A 12,956-nucleotide genomic window follows, 5' to 3' on the forward strand; every position below is an offset into this window, starting at 1 on the left:
GAGAGCGCTCTCCAAGCAAAGCGCCGTAACGTGGAGGGAGTGACGCGCCTCCTGTCGCGGCGGCTGCTCCCGCTCGGCTTCATCTTTCTCGCCTCCGGGATCGCGACCGCGGTGGTCGGCCCGTTCCTGGGGCTGTTCCTCAGCACCGCGGTGCACGCCAGTCCCGTACAGGTCTCCGCGTTCCTGATCGTCGCCTCTCTCTCCGGCGTCGCGATGTCCCAGGTGCTCGCCCGCATCTCGGACCGCCGCCCGATGCGCCGCACGCTGCTCATCGCCGCCGCTCTGGCCGGTTGCGCGGGCACCGGGCTCACCTCGGTGGTCCGCAACTACTGGATTCTGCTGGCCCTGACCGTGACCGCGACGGCGATCGCCGGTTCGCTCTACCCACAATCTTTCGCGTACGCGCGGCAGGTGCTGACCAGCGACGATCCGGGCCGGGCGGCGATGGGGATCAGCGCCCTGCGCACCGTGTTCTCGATCGCCTGGGTCGGCGGCCCGCCGCTGGCCGCGATCCTTCTCGACAAGACCGATTTCCGGTACGTCTACGGCACCGCCGCCGTGCTTTACCTGATCGCGGCCCTGATCACCACGCGCTGGCTGCCCGAGTTGGAGGCACCCGCGCCCACGTCACCGGGCCACCGCGACGACTTCCGCCCGCCACGCGCGGTCTACCCGATCATCGGCGGCTTCGTGCTGATCACCACCACGATGGTCCTCGGCGTGCAGGCCATGTCGTTGTACGTCACCAAGAACCTGCACGGCACGGTCGGCGACTCCGGCCTGGTCCTGGGGTTGTGCGCGGCGCTCGAGATCCCGTTGATGCTCGGCTTCGGCGCGTTGAGCACGCGCGTGCCGCTGCGCCGGTTGATCCTGTTCGGCGCGGTGGCCGGGGTGGCGTATCAAGCGCTGGCCGCGATGTCGCACTCGGTGTGGATGCTGGCCGGCGCGCAGGTGCTGAACGCGGTGTTCATCGCCACCAACTCGGGGCTGGGCATCTCGTACGTGCAGGATCTGATGCCCTCGCATCCGGGTCGGGCGACCACGATGTTCACCAACACGTTCCCGCTCGGGCAGATCCTGGCGGCGCCGCTCTTCGGCTTGGCGCAACAGTTCGACTACCGCCTCGCGTACGTCATGAATCTCGGCCTTGCCGTTCTTGGTCTTCTCCTGCTGCTGGTGGCCAGGCCGCCGGCCCGGGCGGCGACCGAGCCGATCCCGGAGATCAAGACGGGGAACGTCTGACGGTTGCGACGAAAGTCACTGTCCGCGGGCTAACGTGGTGATCGTGCGCGTACGGGTGGAACAGACTCCGCTGCCGGGAATCGGCGTCCGACACGATCTGGTGACGTCCTCAGGGCGGACCGTCGGTGTGGTCTCGCACCGCAACGGCCGTCGTGACCTGGTGCTCTACGACGTCGACGACCCGGATGCCTGTCTGGCCTCGATCCCGCTGACCGACGACGAGGCGGAGGCGCTGGCCGACGTGCTCGGCGCGTCGCTGATGCTGGGTCAGCTGGCCGGGCTGCGTCAGCAGGCGGCCGGGCTGCTCACCGAGCAGATCGCGCTGCCGGCCGGTTCGCCGTTCGTCGGCCGCCATCTCGGCGACACCCGCGCCCGCACCCGCACCAGCGCGTCGATCGTGGCCGTGCTGCGCGACCGCGAGGTGATCCCCTCCCCCGGGCCGTCCTTCCAGTTCGAGGCGAACGATGTGGTAGTCGCCGTCGGCACGCGCGAGGGCCTGGACGGTGTCACCGCCATCCTGGCCGGCGACACCGCCGGCTGACGCACGTGCACCACACCACCGTCCTGTTGATCGAGATCGGTGCGCTCCTGTTCGGCCTCGGCATGCTCGGCCGGGCCGGGCGCCGGTTCGGTCTCTCGCCGATTCCGCTCTACCTGCTGGCCGGGCTGGCGTTCGGGCAGGGTGGCCTGATCCCGCTCTCGGCCAGCGAGGAGTTCATCGGGATCGGCGCACAGATCGGGGTGATCCTGCTCCTGGTCATGCTCGGGTTGGAGTACTCGGCCGACGAACTGGTCGGCAACCTGCGCTCGGCCGCGCCCGCCGGTGTCTTCGACATGCTGCTGAACGCCGTGCCCGGCGCCCTGTTCGCGCTGCTGCTGGGCTGGGACGTGAAGGCCGCGCTGGTGCTGGCCGGGATCACCTGGGTCTCGTCGTCCGGGGTGATCGCCAAGGTGCTGGGTGACCTGGGCCGGCTCGGTAACCGGGAGACCCCGGTGATTCTGTCGGTGCTGGTCATCGAGGACCTGGCGATGGCCTTCTACCTGCCGATCGCCACCGCCGTGCTGGCCGGGGTGGGACTGATCGGGGGTCTGAGCACGCTCGGCGTCGCGGTCGTCACGGTGATCGCCGTGCTGGTGGTGGCGATCCGGTACAGCGGCCCGATCAGCCGGTTCATGTCGGTCAAGGACCCAGAGGCGCTGCTGCTCAGCGTCCTCGGGCTGACCCTGTTCGTGGCCGGGGTGGCCGCCGAGCTGAAGGTCTCCGAGGCGGTCGGCGCGTTCCTGGTCGGGATCGCGCTCTCCGGGCCGGTCGCGCACCACGCCACCGAGATGCTCTCGCCGCTGCGGGACCTGTTCGCGGCCGTGTTCTTCGTCTTCTTCGGGCTCTCCACCGACCCCGCGGACATGCCGCCGGTGCTGCTCCCGGCGCTGGGCCTGGCCGTGCTGACCATGCTGACCAAGATCGCAACCGGGTACCTGGCCGCGCGGCGGGCCGGCATCGCCCTGCCGGGACGGTTACGAGCCGGGCTCGCGCTCACCCCACGCGGCGAGTTCTCGGTGGTCATCGCCGGGCTCGCGGTCGGGTCCGGGGTGGAGCCGCGACTCGCGCCGCTGGCCACCGCGTACGTCTTGATCACCGTCATCTCCGGGCCCATGCTCGCCCGTCTCGCGGACTACACGTGGTTCAAGAATCTGGTCCGCCGCCGCATGGCAGCACAACGCTCCACAGCAAAACCGCTGCCCAGCGCCGAGTGATCTACCTTACTTTCACGGCAACTTTGAACCGAGCCAAAAGTTACTGTCCAGTATCTGAATGTGAACTCTTGACACTTCCGTTCACTCGTTGATCGCGCTACCGTTGCGCCGCGACGACTCTCTGTATTGGGACGTTCGACACGTGCGACGGATGGTGTGATTCCCGTCGCGGTACGAACGGGTGAATTTAGGCGGCGGCGTTGACTGTGCGAGAGGCGACTTTCTTCGGGTTCGGTAACCCGGTCGATCCCCGGCCGGCCGAGCTGGAGGCATGGGCGTACCACCCCGAGGCGGTGCCACTGAGCGCGATGCCGAAGGACTGGGATCTCCTGATCTCCGGCGACGTGCTCGGCCCAACCCTGTTCGAACTGGCCATGGACCGGCAGTGCCCGGCCCGCCGGTTCGCGCAGCACTGTATGTACATCTACGCGGCCGACGGCGTTCGACAGAACGCTTCCAGCCAGCGCAAACGGCGGCTCAAGAAGTTCATGGAGCGTGCCGAGCAGGTCGGCGACGAGCCGATGCAGATCTGGGCGCACAACTGCCGGGTCCTGATGACCCGGCCCGAGTTGTTCGACCACCACGACTGGATGGAGGGCGGCCTGGTGCGCAACCCGCGCCGGCTCGGCCTCTTCAACCGACGGTAATCAGTCGGTCACTACAAGCAGTAACGGGGGTTCTCCGGCTTCGGAGAACCCCCGTTCACTTGTCCGGGGAGCGGCGCGGGCGCCACACCACGAGAGCGGTCGAGTGCGTCTCCTGACGAACAAGATCACCCCTGCTCGCGTACGGATTCATCGACTCCAGCTGAGCGACCCGCGCGTAGGCGGCCTCGACCTGATCCTCCAGCTCGGCGATCCGGTGCTGCAGGTCGCCGACGAGTTGCTCCAGCCCGATGATCCGTTTGATGCCGGCCAGGTTGACGCCCTCCTCCTGGCTGAGCTTCTGCACCTCGCGGAGCAGGGCGACGTCCCGCTCGCTGTATCGACGGCCACCACCACCGGCACGGCCCGGCTGCACCAGGCCGAGCCGGTCGTACTGCCGGAGCGTCTGCGGGTGCATCCCGGCGAGCCGGGCGGCCACCGAGATGATCAGGACCTTCGCGTCGGAGGCCTGTTCCACCGAGATGCTGATCTCTTCATACATGTGCCACCTCCGGAAAGTCCCTAGCCGGTCTTGCGCAGCCGCGCCTCGAGCCGTTCCCGCCCGGCCGGCGGGGTGAGTTTGGCAAAGCTCTCCAGCGCGTCGCGGGCCTCGCCGCTGACGCCGGACGGGATCTGCACCTCGACGGTGACGATCAGGTCGCCCGACTGCCCCTCCTTACGGGCCACGCCCTTGCCCCGGGCGCGCAGCTTGCGGCCGCTCGGCGTTCCCGCCGGGACCCGCAGCGTGACCGGGTTGTCCAGGGTGGGCACCCGCAGGTCGGTACCGAGGACGGCCTCGGCCACGGTGATCGGGACGGTGAGCGTGAGGTCGTCCCCGCTGCGCCCGAACAGGTCGTCGGGACGCACCTTGACCTGCACGTACAGGTCACCGGCGGGACCACCCCGATCGCCCGGCTCGCCGCGGCCGGACAGCCGGATCCGCTGACCGTCGGCGACGCCGGCCGGGAACCGGACATTGATCGTCCGGCTCTTGGTGACGCCACCGCTGCCCCGGCACTCCGGGCACTTCTCGTCCACGATGCTGCCCGAACCCTGGCAGTCCCGGCACGGCTCGGAGAAGCTGAACGAACCCTGGTTGCTGGAGATCAGGCCGGTGCCCTGGCACTTCGGACACGAGCGTGGCGTGGTGCCGGGCTTGGCCCCGCTGCCGTGACAGGTGTCGCAGGCCCCCGGGGTGCGCAGGGTCAGCGGGAGCGTGGTGCCCCGCACGGCCTGCGCGAAGTCCAGCGTCACCTCGGTCTCCACGTCCCGGCCGCGCTGCGGGCCGCGCCGCCCGGCCGGACCACCGGGGGCGTTGCCGCCACCGGAGAAGATCGAGCTGAAGATGTCGGAGAAGCCGGTGCCACCGAACCGGCGATCGGCGCCACCACCGCCCGCGCCCGCCCCGCTGAACCCGCCGAACAGGTCGGACGGGTCGAACTGGGCACCACCGGCACCGGGCCGGCCCGCACCGCGGCGGAACGCGCCGGAGCCGAACAGGGAGCGCATCTCGTCGTACTCTTTGCGCTTCTTGTCGTCGGCGAGCACGTCGTACGCCTCGGAGGCGGCCTTGAACTTCTCTTCCGCCTCCTTGTTGTCCGGGTTGCGGTCGGGGTGCAGGTCGCGGGCGAGCTTCCGGTACGCCTTCTTGATCTCGTCGGTTGAGGCGGACTTGCCCACGCCGAGAACGGCGTAGAAGTCCTTCTCGAGCCAGTCCTTCGAGCTCACTCGGCCTCCCTCCTCAACTTACGGGTGAGGTCCCGCCCGCCGGCGAACCGGCGGGCGGGACCGAAACGGAAACTCACTCCGGATCGGCGACGGCGACCATCGCCGGGCGGAGCAGCCGCTCGCCCAGCGTGTAGCCACGGCGCATCACCTCGACGCAGGTCGCCTCCGTGACGTCGGCCGACGTCTGGTGCGCGACCGCCTCATGACGGTTGGGGTCGAACGGGTCGCCCTTCTCCCCGAACGCGACCAGGCCGAGCTTGCCGGTCACCGCGGTGAGCTGTTCCGCCACCGAGGCGAACGGCCCGACCAGGTCACCGTGCTCGCGAGCCCGGTCGATGTCGTCGAGCACCGGCAGCAGCGCGGTGAGCACCGCACCGGTCGTCTGCTCGGCGGCCGCGCCCCGGTCACGGTCGACCCGCTTGCGGTAGTTGGCGTACTCCGCCGTCACCCGCTGCAGGTCATGGGTCCGCTCGTCGAGCTCGCCACGCAGTGCTGACAACTCAGCGCCGAGAGCGGGCTTGGCCTCCTCGACCACCGGAGCAGGTTCCTCCTCGTCAGGTGCGCGGTGTGCGCCGCGCTTCTTCTTGGGGGTCTCTTCGGTCGTCGGGTCGATCTCGCCCTGGATGACTTCCCGCTCGGCCGCCGGACCGTCGTTCTCGTCGTCCTTGGCGCTCACTTCTTGTCGTCCTCCACGATCTCGGCGTCCACGACGTCGTCGCCGCCCGCGGCCGGACCGGCGCCGGTGGCGCCACCGGGAGCACCCGCGCCGGCCGGGCCGGCCTGCGGAGCCTCACCCTGCGAGTAGAGCAGCGAGCCGGCCTCCTGAGAGACCGAGGACAGCCGCTCGTGGGCCTCCTTGATCTTCTCGATGTCGGTGCCGCCGAGCGCGCCACGCAGCTCGCCGAGCGCCTCGCCGATCTTGTTCTTGCTCTCCTCGGGCAGCTTGTCGCCGCTCTCGGCCAGGAACTTCTCGGTCTGCCACTGGAGCTGCTCGGCCAGGTTGCGGGACTCCGCGTCCTCACGCCGCTTCTTGTCGTCGTCGGCGTGCGACTCGGCGTCGCGCATCATGCGCTCGATGTCTTCCTTCGGCAGCGCGGAGCCACCGGTGATCGTCATCTTCTGCTCCTTGCCCGTGCCCAGGTCCTTGGCGGACACGTGCACGATGCCGTTCGCGTCGATGTCGAAGGAGACCTCGATCTGCGGGACGCCACGCGGGGCCGGCGCGATACCGCTGAGCTCGAAGGTGCCGAGCTTCTTGTTGTACGCCGCCATCTCGCGCTCACCCTGGTACACCTGGATCAGCACGGAGGGCTGGTTGTCGTCAGCCGTGGTGTAGACCTCGGAGCGGTGCGCCGGGATGGTGGTGTTGCGCTCCACCAGCTTGTGCATGATGCCGCCCTTGGTCTCGATGCCCAGCGAGAGCGGGGTGACATCGAGCAGCAGGACGTCCTTGACCTCGCCCTTGAGCACACCGGCCTGCAGCGCGGCGCCGACGGCGACGACCTCGTCCGGGTTGACGCCCTTGTTCGGCTCGCGGCCGATCAGGCTCTGGACCAGCTCGGTCACGGCCGGCATACGCGTCGAGCCGCCGACCAGGATGACGTGGTCGATGTCGGAGAGCTTGACGTCGGCGTCCTTGATCGCGGACTCGAACGGGCCCTTGCAACGGTCGAGCAGGTCCTGCGTCATGCGCTGGAACTCGGCCCGGGACAGCGAGGTGTCCAGGTGCAGCGGACCGTTCGCCCCGGCGGTGATGTAGGGCAGGTTGATGCTGGTGGTGGTCGCCGCGGAAAGCTCGATCTTGGCCTTCTCGGCGGCCTCACGCAGACGCTGCAGGGCCATCTTGTCCTGGGACAGGTCGATGCCGTGCTCGCCGCGGAACGTCTTGACCAGGTGGTCGATGATCCGCTGGTCCCAGTCGTCACCACCGAGGTGGTTGTCACCGGAGGTCGACTTGACCTCGATGACCCCGTCGCCCAGCTCCAGCAGGGAGACGTCGAACGTGCCGCCGCCCAGGTCGAAGACGAGGACGGTCTGCTCCTTGGAGCCCTTGTCCAGGCCGTAGGCGAGAGCGGCCGCGGTCGGCTCGTTCACGATCCGCAGGACGTTCAGACCGGCGATCTCGCCGGCCTCCTTCGTGGCCTGGCGCTGCGCGTCGTTGAAGTACGCCGGGACGGTGATGACCGCATCCGCGATCTGCTCACCCAGGTACGCCTCGGCGTCGCGCTTGAGCTTCATCAGCACCCGCGCGGAGATCTCCTGCGGGGTGTACTTCTTACCGTCGATGTCGATCGACCAGTTCGTGCCGACCTCCCGCTTGACCGAACGAATGGTCCGGTCCGGGTTGGTCACCGCCTGACGCTTGGCGACCTCGCCGACGAGCACCTCGCCATTGCGGGCGAAGGCCACGATCGACGGCGTCGTCCGGGAGCCCTCCGCGTTGGCGATGACGGTGGGCTCGCCTCCTTCCAGAACGCTGACGCAGGAGTTCGTGGTGCCGAGGTCGATGCCGACCGCACGTGCCATGGTGTTCCTCGCTTCGAAACTGGGCTGAGCTCCGAACAGGCAGAGCTTCGTACAGGGTTGAGTGGAGCCGACTCAATGATGCCACGGGTCTGCACACCGTCAAATCGAAGTTGAGCCGGAGTCACGCAAGTCGAGCGCTGAACGCCCGCACCAAGCGAAAACACCTCTATACCTGTCCGGTCACGGCATACCGGTACCCGTTGCTCGCCCTGGATAGATCGTGCACGCTTTATCCGTGACGACGCACGGAGAGGCGGGCGGGCGACAGGCCTTATCCGCCGACCCCGCCGAAACAGACAAGAAATTCCAGGTCAGCACGGCTGTCGCAGGCGCCGGCCCGGCGCGAGCAGACATTGTTGATCGTACGGGGTCCGGCCTGACCCGTCCGTCGAACAAGGAGAACGGCATCACCGCACCGGTCGCACCCCCACCCGCCGTGGGCAGGCTCGTGGCGGCACTCAACCGATTGCACACCGCACTCGGCCGGGTTTCGTACCCGTTGGTGCTGCCCTCCGCCGAGGAGGCTCGCCGCGTCGGCTCTGCCCTGCTCGCCCAACTCGACGACTATCTGCTCCCCCGCCTGGCCCGGCTCGACGCGCCGCTGCTCGTGGTGGTCGGCGGCTCCACCGGCGCCGGCAAGTCCACGCTGGTCAACAGCCTGATCCAGGAGGCGGTGACGACGGCCGGCGTGTTGCGCCCGACCACCCGCTCACCGGTCCTGGTCGCGCACCCGGAGAACCTGGGCTGGTTCGAGCAGCCGCATCTGCTGCCCGGGCTGGTCCGCACCGTCAAGACCAGCGACGATCCGAACTCGTTGCAGGTGATCGGCGCCCGCGGCATCGGCCCCGGCGTCGCCCTGCTGGACGCGCCGGACGTCGACTCGGTGGTCGACCACAACCGCAAGCTCGCCGCCCAGCTGCTGGCCGCGGCCGACCTGTGGTTGTTCGTCACCACGGCCGCGCGCTACGCCGACGCCGTGCCCTGGGAGCTGCTCAAGACCGCCCGCCTGCGCGGCACGGTGATCGCCCTGGTGCTGGACCGGGTGCCGCTGGACGCGGCCGCCGAGATCTCCGCGCACCTGGGCGAGATGCTGACCGAGCACGATCTCGGCTCGGCACCGCTGTTCGTGCTGCCGGAGACCGAGCTGGACACCCGGGGCATGCTCCCGGCTCCGGCGATCCAGCCCATGCAGCAGTGGTTCGCCCAGCTCTCGGCCGATCCGGCGGCCCGGGACGCGGTGGCCCGGCAGACGCTCAACGGCGCGCTGGCCGCGCTCGTCCCGGCGATCGACGGCCTGGCCGAGGCGGCCGAGGACCAGTCCCGCGCGGCCACGGCGCTGGACGAGCGGGTCGAGGCGGCGTACCGGGCGGCCAAACAGACCGTTCGGGACGGGCTGCAGGACGGTCGGCTGCTCCGCGGGGAGGTGCTGGCCCGCTGGCAGGAATTCGTCGGGACCGGCGAGTTCGTCCGCACCCTGGAGTCCCGGGTCGGCGCGATCCGCGACAAGTTCGTCGCGGCCGTCACCGGCCGGCCCGAGCCCAGCCGCAACCTGCAGACCGCGCTGGAGTCCCAGCTCGTCACCCTGCTGCGCGGGGTGGCGACCGACGCCGCCGAGCAGGCCTTCATCTCGTGGCAGCAGCACCCGGCCGGCGAGGCGCTGCTGATCCCCGAGCTGAGGAGCCCGTCACCCGCGCTCTCCGAGCGGACCGACCGGATGGTCCGCGACTGGCAGAAGTGGGTGCTCGACCTGGTCCGGCGCGAGGCCGGCGACAAGCGCTCGGTCGCCCGGGGCGCGGCCTACGCGGTGAACGGCGCCGGCCTGGCCGTGATGATCGCGGTGTTCACCTCGACCGCGTTCATCCCGACCGGCCTCGAGGTGGCGGTCGGCGCCGGCACCACCGTCGCCGCGCAGAAGGTGCTTGAGGCGGTCTTCGGGGACCAGGCCATCCGTACACTCGCGGCGCGCGCCCGTACCGAACTGGTCGGCCGCTTCGACGAACTGCTCGACGCCGAGGCAGCGCGGTACGCGGAACGCACCGCGGCCGTGCGCCTGGACGGCGAACCCGGCACACTGTTGCGCCGGGCCGCCGCTGAGGTGGAGAGCGCCAGGAAGGACATCGCGTTGACCGGATCGGGGTCATGAGTCAGGTGGAAAAGGTGCGTGACACCGATCGGGTGGACGCCGAGGACCTGACGCGGCGGCTGGAGGGACTCTCCCGGTTCCTCCGGCTCGTCGATCCGTACCTGCCGGACGGCGAGCTGGTCACGGCGCACACCCTCGTGGAACGGGCCAGCGGGCGGCTGACGCTGTCGCTGGACCACACCGTGGTGGCGCTGGCCGGCAGCACCGGCAGCGGCAAGTCGAGCCTGTTCAACGCGCTGGCCCGGTTCAAACTGTCGCCGGTCGGCGTGCGGCGGCCGACCACCGGCACCGCGCACGCGGTCGTCTGGGGTCCGCTGGAGCCGGCCAACCGGCTGCTGGACTGGGTCGGCGTGCTGCCCCGGCAGCGGTTCGTGCGGGAGAGCGCGCTGGACGGCGACGACGAGGCCTCGCTGCGCGGCCTGGTCCTGCTCGACCTGCCCGACTTCGACTCGGTCGAGCAGGCCCACCAGCTGGAGGTGGATCGGCTGCTCGGGCTGGTCGACCAGATCGTCTGGGTGGTCGACCCGCAGAAGTACGGCGACCGGATCCTGCACCGCGCCTACCTCTCCCAGTTCAACACGCACGCCGGCGTGACCATCGTGGTGCTCAACCAGGCCGACCGGCTGAGCGCGACCGACACCGAGGCGGTGCTGGCCGACCTGCGGCGGCTGCTGGAGGAGGACGGGCTGACCGAGGCGCCGGTGCTGGCCTCCTCGGCCAAGCAACCCGGCATGCTCGGCGACCTGCGGGACGCGCTGGAGTCGACCGTCGCCGGGCGGCAGGCCGCGCTGCGCCGGCTGGCCGCCGACGTCGACGTGGTCGGTGAGGAACTGGCCGCGATGATGGGCCCACCGGCCGCCGAGGACGAGGTCGACCGGGCGACCGTCCGGCAGCTGACCGACGCCCTGGCCTCCTCGGCCGGGGTGCCCGCGGTGGCCGATGCCGCCGCCGCGGCCTACCGGCAGCACGCCGCCGCGTCCACCGGCTGGCCGCTGGTCCGGGGGCTGCGCCGGCTGCGGCCCGACCCGCTGCGCAAGCTGCACCTCGGCGACAAGGTCGAGACCGACGGGGTGTCGACCGACGTCGTGCCGCGGACCTCGCTGCCCGAGGCCGACGCCGCCCAGAAGTCGGCGGTCGGCCTGTCCGTCCGCGCGGTCGCCGCCCGGGCTGCGGCGCCACTGCCCGAGGTGTGGGCACCGGCGTTGAACGCCGCCGCCCGGTCGAGGACCGGTGATCTGCCGGACGCGCTGGACCGGGCGATCGCCACCACCGATCTGGGCGCCGACCGCAAGCCGGCCTGGTGGCGGCTGGTCGGCGGGTTGCAGTGGATCCTGCTCGCCGCGGCCGTGGCCGGCCTGCTCTGGCTGGTGCTGGGCTACGCGATGAGCGCGCTCGGCCTGCCGAAGATCGGCGACCCCGAGGTGGGCTCGGTGCCGCTGGCGACCCTGCTGCTGCTCGGCGGTCTCGGTGCCGGGCTGCTGCTCTGGCTGCTGCTGAAGCCGCTGGTCGAGGCCGGCGGGCGGCGGGCGCGACGCCGGGCCGAGCAGAAGTTGCGGGCCGCGGTGACCGACGTGGGCCGTGGATACGTGGTGGCACCGGTGCGTGAGGTGCTGAATGCGTACGCGCAGGCCCGCGAGGCGCTCGGCGTGGTGCGTTCGGAGTAGTTCGAAGAGCATGCCGCGAGCGGTAGGCTCGCGGCATGCCGGCACCCGAGAGCGTGTACGAGGCGGTGCTGCACGCGGCCCGCGACGTCATCAAGCTGGACTGCGCGCTCGACGCCGAGATGATGGGGACGGCGCTGCTGGGCAGCGTCTACTCGGTCGCCCCGGGCGATCGCGGGTCCGCGGTCCGCGACTTCGTCGGGGAATTCCTGACCACCACCAGCAAGAGCCCGGAGCCGTCGGCCGCGACGATCCGCGAGGTGTTCGCCACTCTGGTCCCGGATGCCGTCGGCGCCGACCAGGTCGGGCACGACACGCGAGGTCCGTCGTGGTCCGGCCAGCTGGGGCGCGTCCGGCCGACCGGTTTCCATGCCTACGGCGATGTGTACGGCGACCAGACCTCCTACCTGGTGACGTTCGCCTACGACGAGGTCGTCGGCGGTCCCGACCACGCCGTGGTGGTCCTGGTCGACCACAACATCGGCATCGTCAAGGACATGTTCGTGGCCGCCTCGGGCGAGCAGTTCCTCACCCAGGTGCGGACGGTGTGCGAGGCCGACGAGCTGACCTGGTTCCGCGACGAGGATCCGGGCCTGCTGCGCGACGAGGTCGACCGGCACCTGCGGATCACCGACGACCTGAGCGACCTGCCGGCCGACGGCTCGCTGGCCACCGACCGCGCGCTGGCCGCAGCCCGGCTGGCGCTGCTGCCTGCGGCCACCACACCGCCGCTGGACGAGCCCAGTGGCCCGCCCGCGGCCGAGCTGCTGCGGGACTTCCTGGCCTCGCCCGAGGCGGCGCGGGCCGGGCTGGCCGGGCCGGACACCGATCAGCCGTCCCTGCAGTTCTGCCTGGAGCTGCTCTTCGATCACGCGGCCACGCTGCCCGGCGAGGATCCGCTGCGCTGGAGCCCGGCCGTCGCCGGCCTGTTCCTGCTGGACTGGGTGCATCGCCGGGCCGTGCTGGACATCGACGACGCGGCGATGCTGCCCCGGGTCGTGCGGGCCTGGTCGGCCTACGCGACGTGGCGGCGCGGGCTGCCGGCGGCCGCCATCGCCGAGACCGAGGCCGAGGTGGAGAAGCTGGTGCCGGAGTTCGTCCGGCTCTACTCGACCGGTGAGCGGCGCAGCCCGGCGACCGCGGCGGTGGCCCAGCTGATCTCCGAGGGCGTCGACCCCAACGACACCGAGGCGATCGACGCCTGGCTGCAGGCCAACCGCGACCGCCTCGACTGAGTTCGGGCGAGGCGATCGCGGT

Annotated in this window: 11 protein-coding genes; 7 read left to right on the top strand and 4 right to left on the bottom strand. The window is 70.6% G+C overall.

What is annotated here, in order from left to right:
* Window positions 1-39: 39 nt before the first annotated feature.
* The 4 genes from ACSHV8_RS40720 (at window position 40) to ACSHV8_RS40735 (ending at window position 3,644) form a co-directional block, all read left to right on the top strand.
* Window positions 40-1,242, top strand: a complete 1,203-nt coding sequence (locus ACSHV8_RS40720; protein WP_436524939.1) for a sugar efflux transporter — start codon at window positions 40-42, stop codon at window positions 1,240-1,242.
* Window positions 1,243-1,285: 43 nt separating this feature from the next.
* Window positions 1,286-1,783 (top strand): cation:proton antiporter regulatory subunit, encoded by a 498-nt coding sequence (locus tag ACSHV8_RS40725; protein ID WP_436524941.1) that lies wholly within the window; start codon window positions 1,286-1,288, stop codon window positions 1,781-1,783.
* Window positions 1,784-1,788: 5 nt separating this feature from the next.
* The gene (locus ACSHV8_RS40730; protein WP_436524943.1) at window positions 1,789-2,997 is read left to right on the top strand and encodes a cation:proton antiporter; all 1,209 of its coding nucleotides are present in this window, start codon (window positions 1,789-1,791) and stop codon (window positions 2,995-2,997) included.
* A gap of 200 nt (window positions 2,998-3,197) precedes the next feature.
* Window positions 3,198-3,644, top strand: coding sequence for a hypothetical protein (locus tag ACSHV8_RS40735; protein WP_436524945.1), 447 nt, complete (start codon window positions 3,198-3,200; stop codon window positions 3,642-3,644).
* 55 nt (window positions 3,645-3,699) lie between these two features.
* Here ACSHV8_RS40735 and ACSHV8_RS40740 read toward each other — a convergent pair whose 3' ends face one another.
* The 4 genes from ACSHV8_RS40740 to dnaK all read right to left on the bottom strand — a co-directional run bounded on the left by ACSHV8_RS40740 (window position 3,700) and on the right by dnaK (window position 7,895).
* Window positions 3,700-4,143, bottom strand: coding sequence for a heat shock protein transcriptional repressor HspR (locus tag ACSHV8_RS40740; protein WP_436524947.1), 444 nt, complete (start codon window positions 4,141-4,143; stop codon window positions 3,700-3,702).
* 20 nt (window positions 4,144-4,163) lie between these two features.
* Window positions 4,164-5,369 carry a molecular chaperone DnaJ gene (dnaJ, locus tag ACSHV8_RS40745; protein WP_436524949.1) on the bottom strand — a complete coding sequence of 402 codons (1,206 nt, stop codon included), beginning with the start codon at window positions 5,367-5,369 and terminating at the stop codon, window positions 4,164-4,166.
* Between the two features lie 73 nt (window positions 5,370-5,442).
* Window positions 5,443-6,045, bottom strand: coding sequence for a nucleotide exchange factor GrpE (gene grpE / locus ACSHV8_RS40750; RefSeq protein ID WP_436524951.1), 603 nt, complete (start codon window positions 6,043-6,045; stop codon window positions 5,443-5,445).
* Entirely contained in the window at window positions 6,042-7,895 is a 1,854-nt protein-coding gene (dnaK, locus tag ACSHV8_RS40755) for a molecular chaperone DnaK (RefSeq protein ID WP_436524953.1), read from the bottom strand. Before dnaK ends, grpE begins: the two co-directional genes overlap by 4 nt.
* Window positions 7,896-8,271: 376 nt before the next feature.
* Between dnaK and ACSHV8_RS40760 the strand changes: the two genes are divergently transcribed.
* The 3 genes from ACSHV8_RS40760 to ACSHV8_RS40770 are packed head-to-tail and all read left to right on the top strand — an operon-like array spanning window position 8,272 to window position 12,934.
* Window positions 8,272-10,038 carry an ABC transporter gene (locus ACSHV8_RS40760; RefSeq protein WP_436537144.1) on the top strand — a complete coding sequence of 589 codons (1,767 nt, stop codon included), beginning with the start codon at window positions 8,272-8,274 and terminating at the stop codon, window positions 10,036-10,038.
* Window positions 10,035-11,702: a GTPase family protein gene (locus ACSHV8_RS40765; RefSeq protein WP_436524955.1), complete on the top strand. Its 1,668-nt coding sequence runs from the start codon at window positions 10,035-10,037 to the stop codon at window positions 11,700-11,702. Before ACSHV8_RS40760 ends, ACSHV8_RS40765 begins: the two co-directional genes overlap by 4 nt.
* A 35-nt stretch (window positions 11,703-11,737) precedes the next feature.
* Window positions 11,738-12,934 (top strand): hypothetical protein, encoded by a 1,197-nt coding sequence (locus ACSHV8_RS40770; protein ID WP_436524957.1) that lies wholly within the window; start codon window positions 11,738-11,740, stop codon window positions 12,932-12,934.
* Window positions 12,935-12,956: the final 22 nt, after the last annotated feature.

The organism is Actinoplanes sp. HUAS TT8 (assembly GCF_051380535.1).
Lineage (GTDB): Bacteria > Actinomycetota > Actinomycetes > Mycobacteriales > Micromonosporaceae > Actinoplanes.

Excerpts from the sequence above, each read along its gene's own strand:
- ACSHV8_RS40740 (WP_436524947.1), bottom strand. The coding sequence starts at position 4,143 with ATGTATGAAGAGATCAGCATCTCGGTGGAACAGGCCTCCGACGCGAAG.
- dnaK (WP_436524953.1), bottom strand. The coding sequence starts at position 7,895 with ATGGCACGTGCGGTCGGCATCGACCTCGGCACCACGAACTCCTGCGTC.
- ACSHV8_RS40765 (WP_436524955.1), top strand. The coding sequence starts at position 10,035 with ATGAGTCAGGTGGAAAAGGTGCGTGACACCGATCGGGTGGACGCCGAG.
- ACSHV8_RS40770 (WP_436524957.1), top strand. The coding sequence starts at position 11,738 with ATGCCGGCACCCGAGAGCGTGTACGAGGCGGTGCTGCACGCGGCCCGC.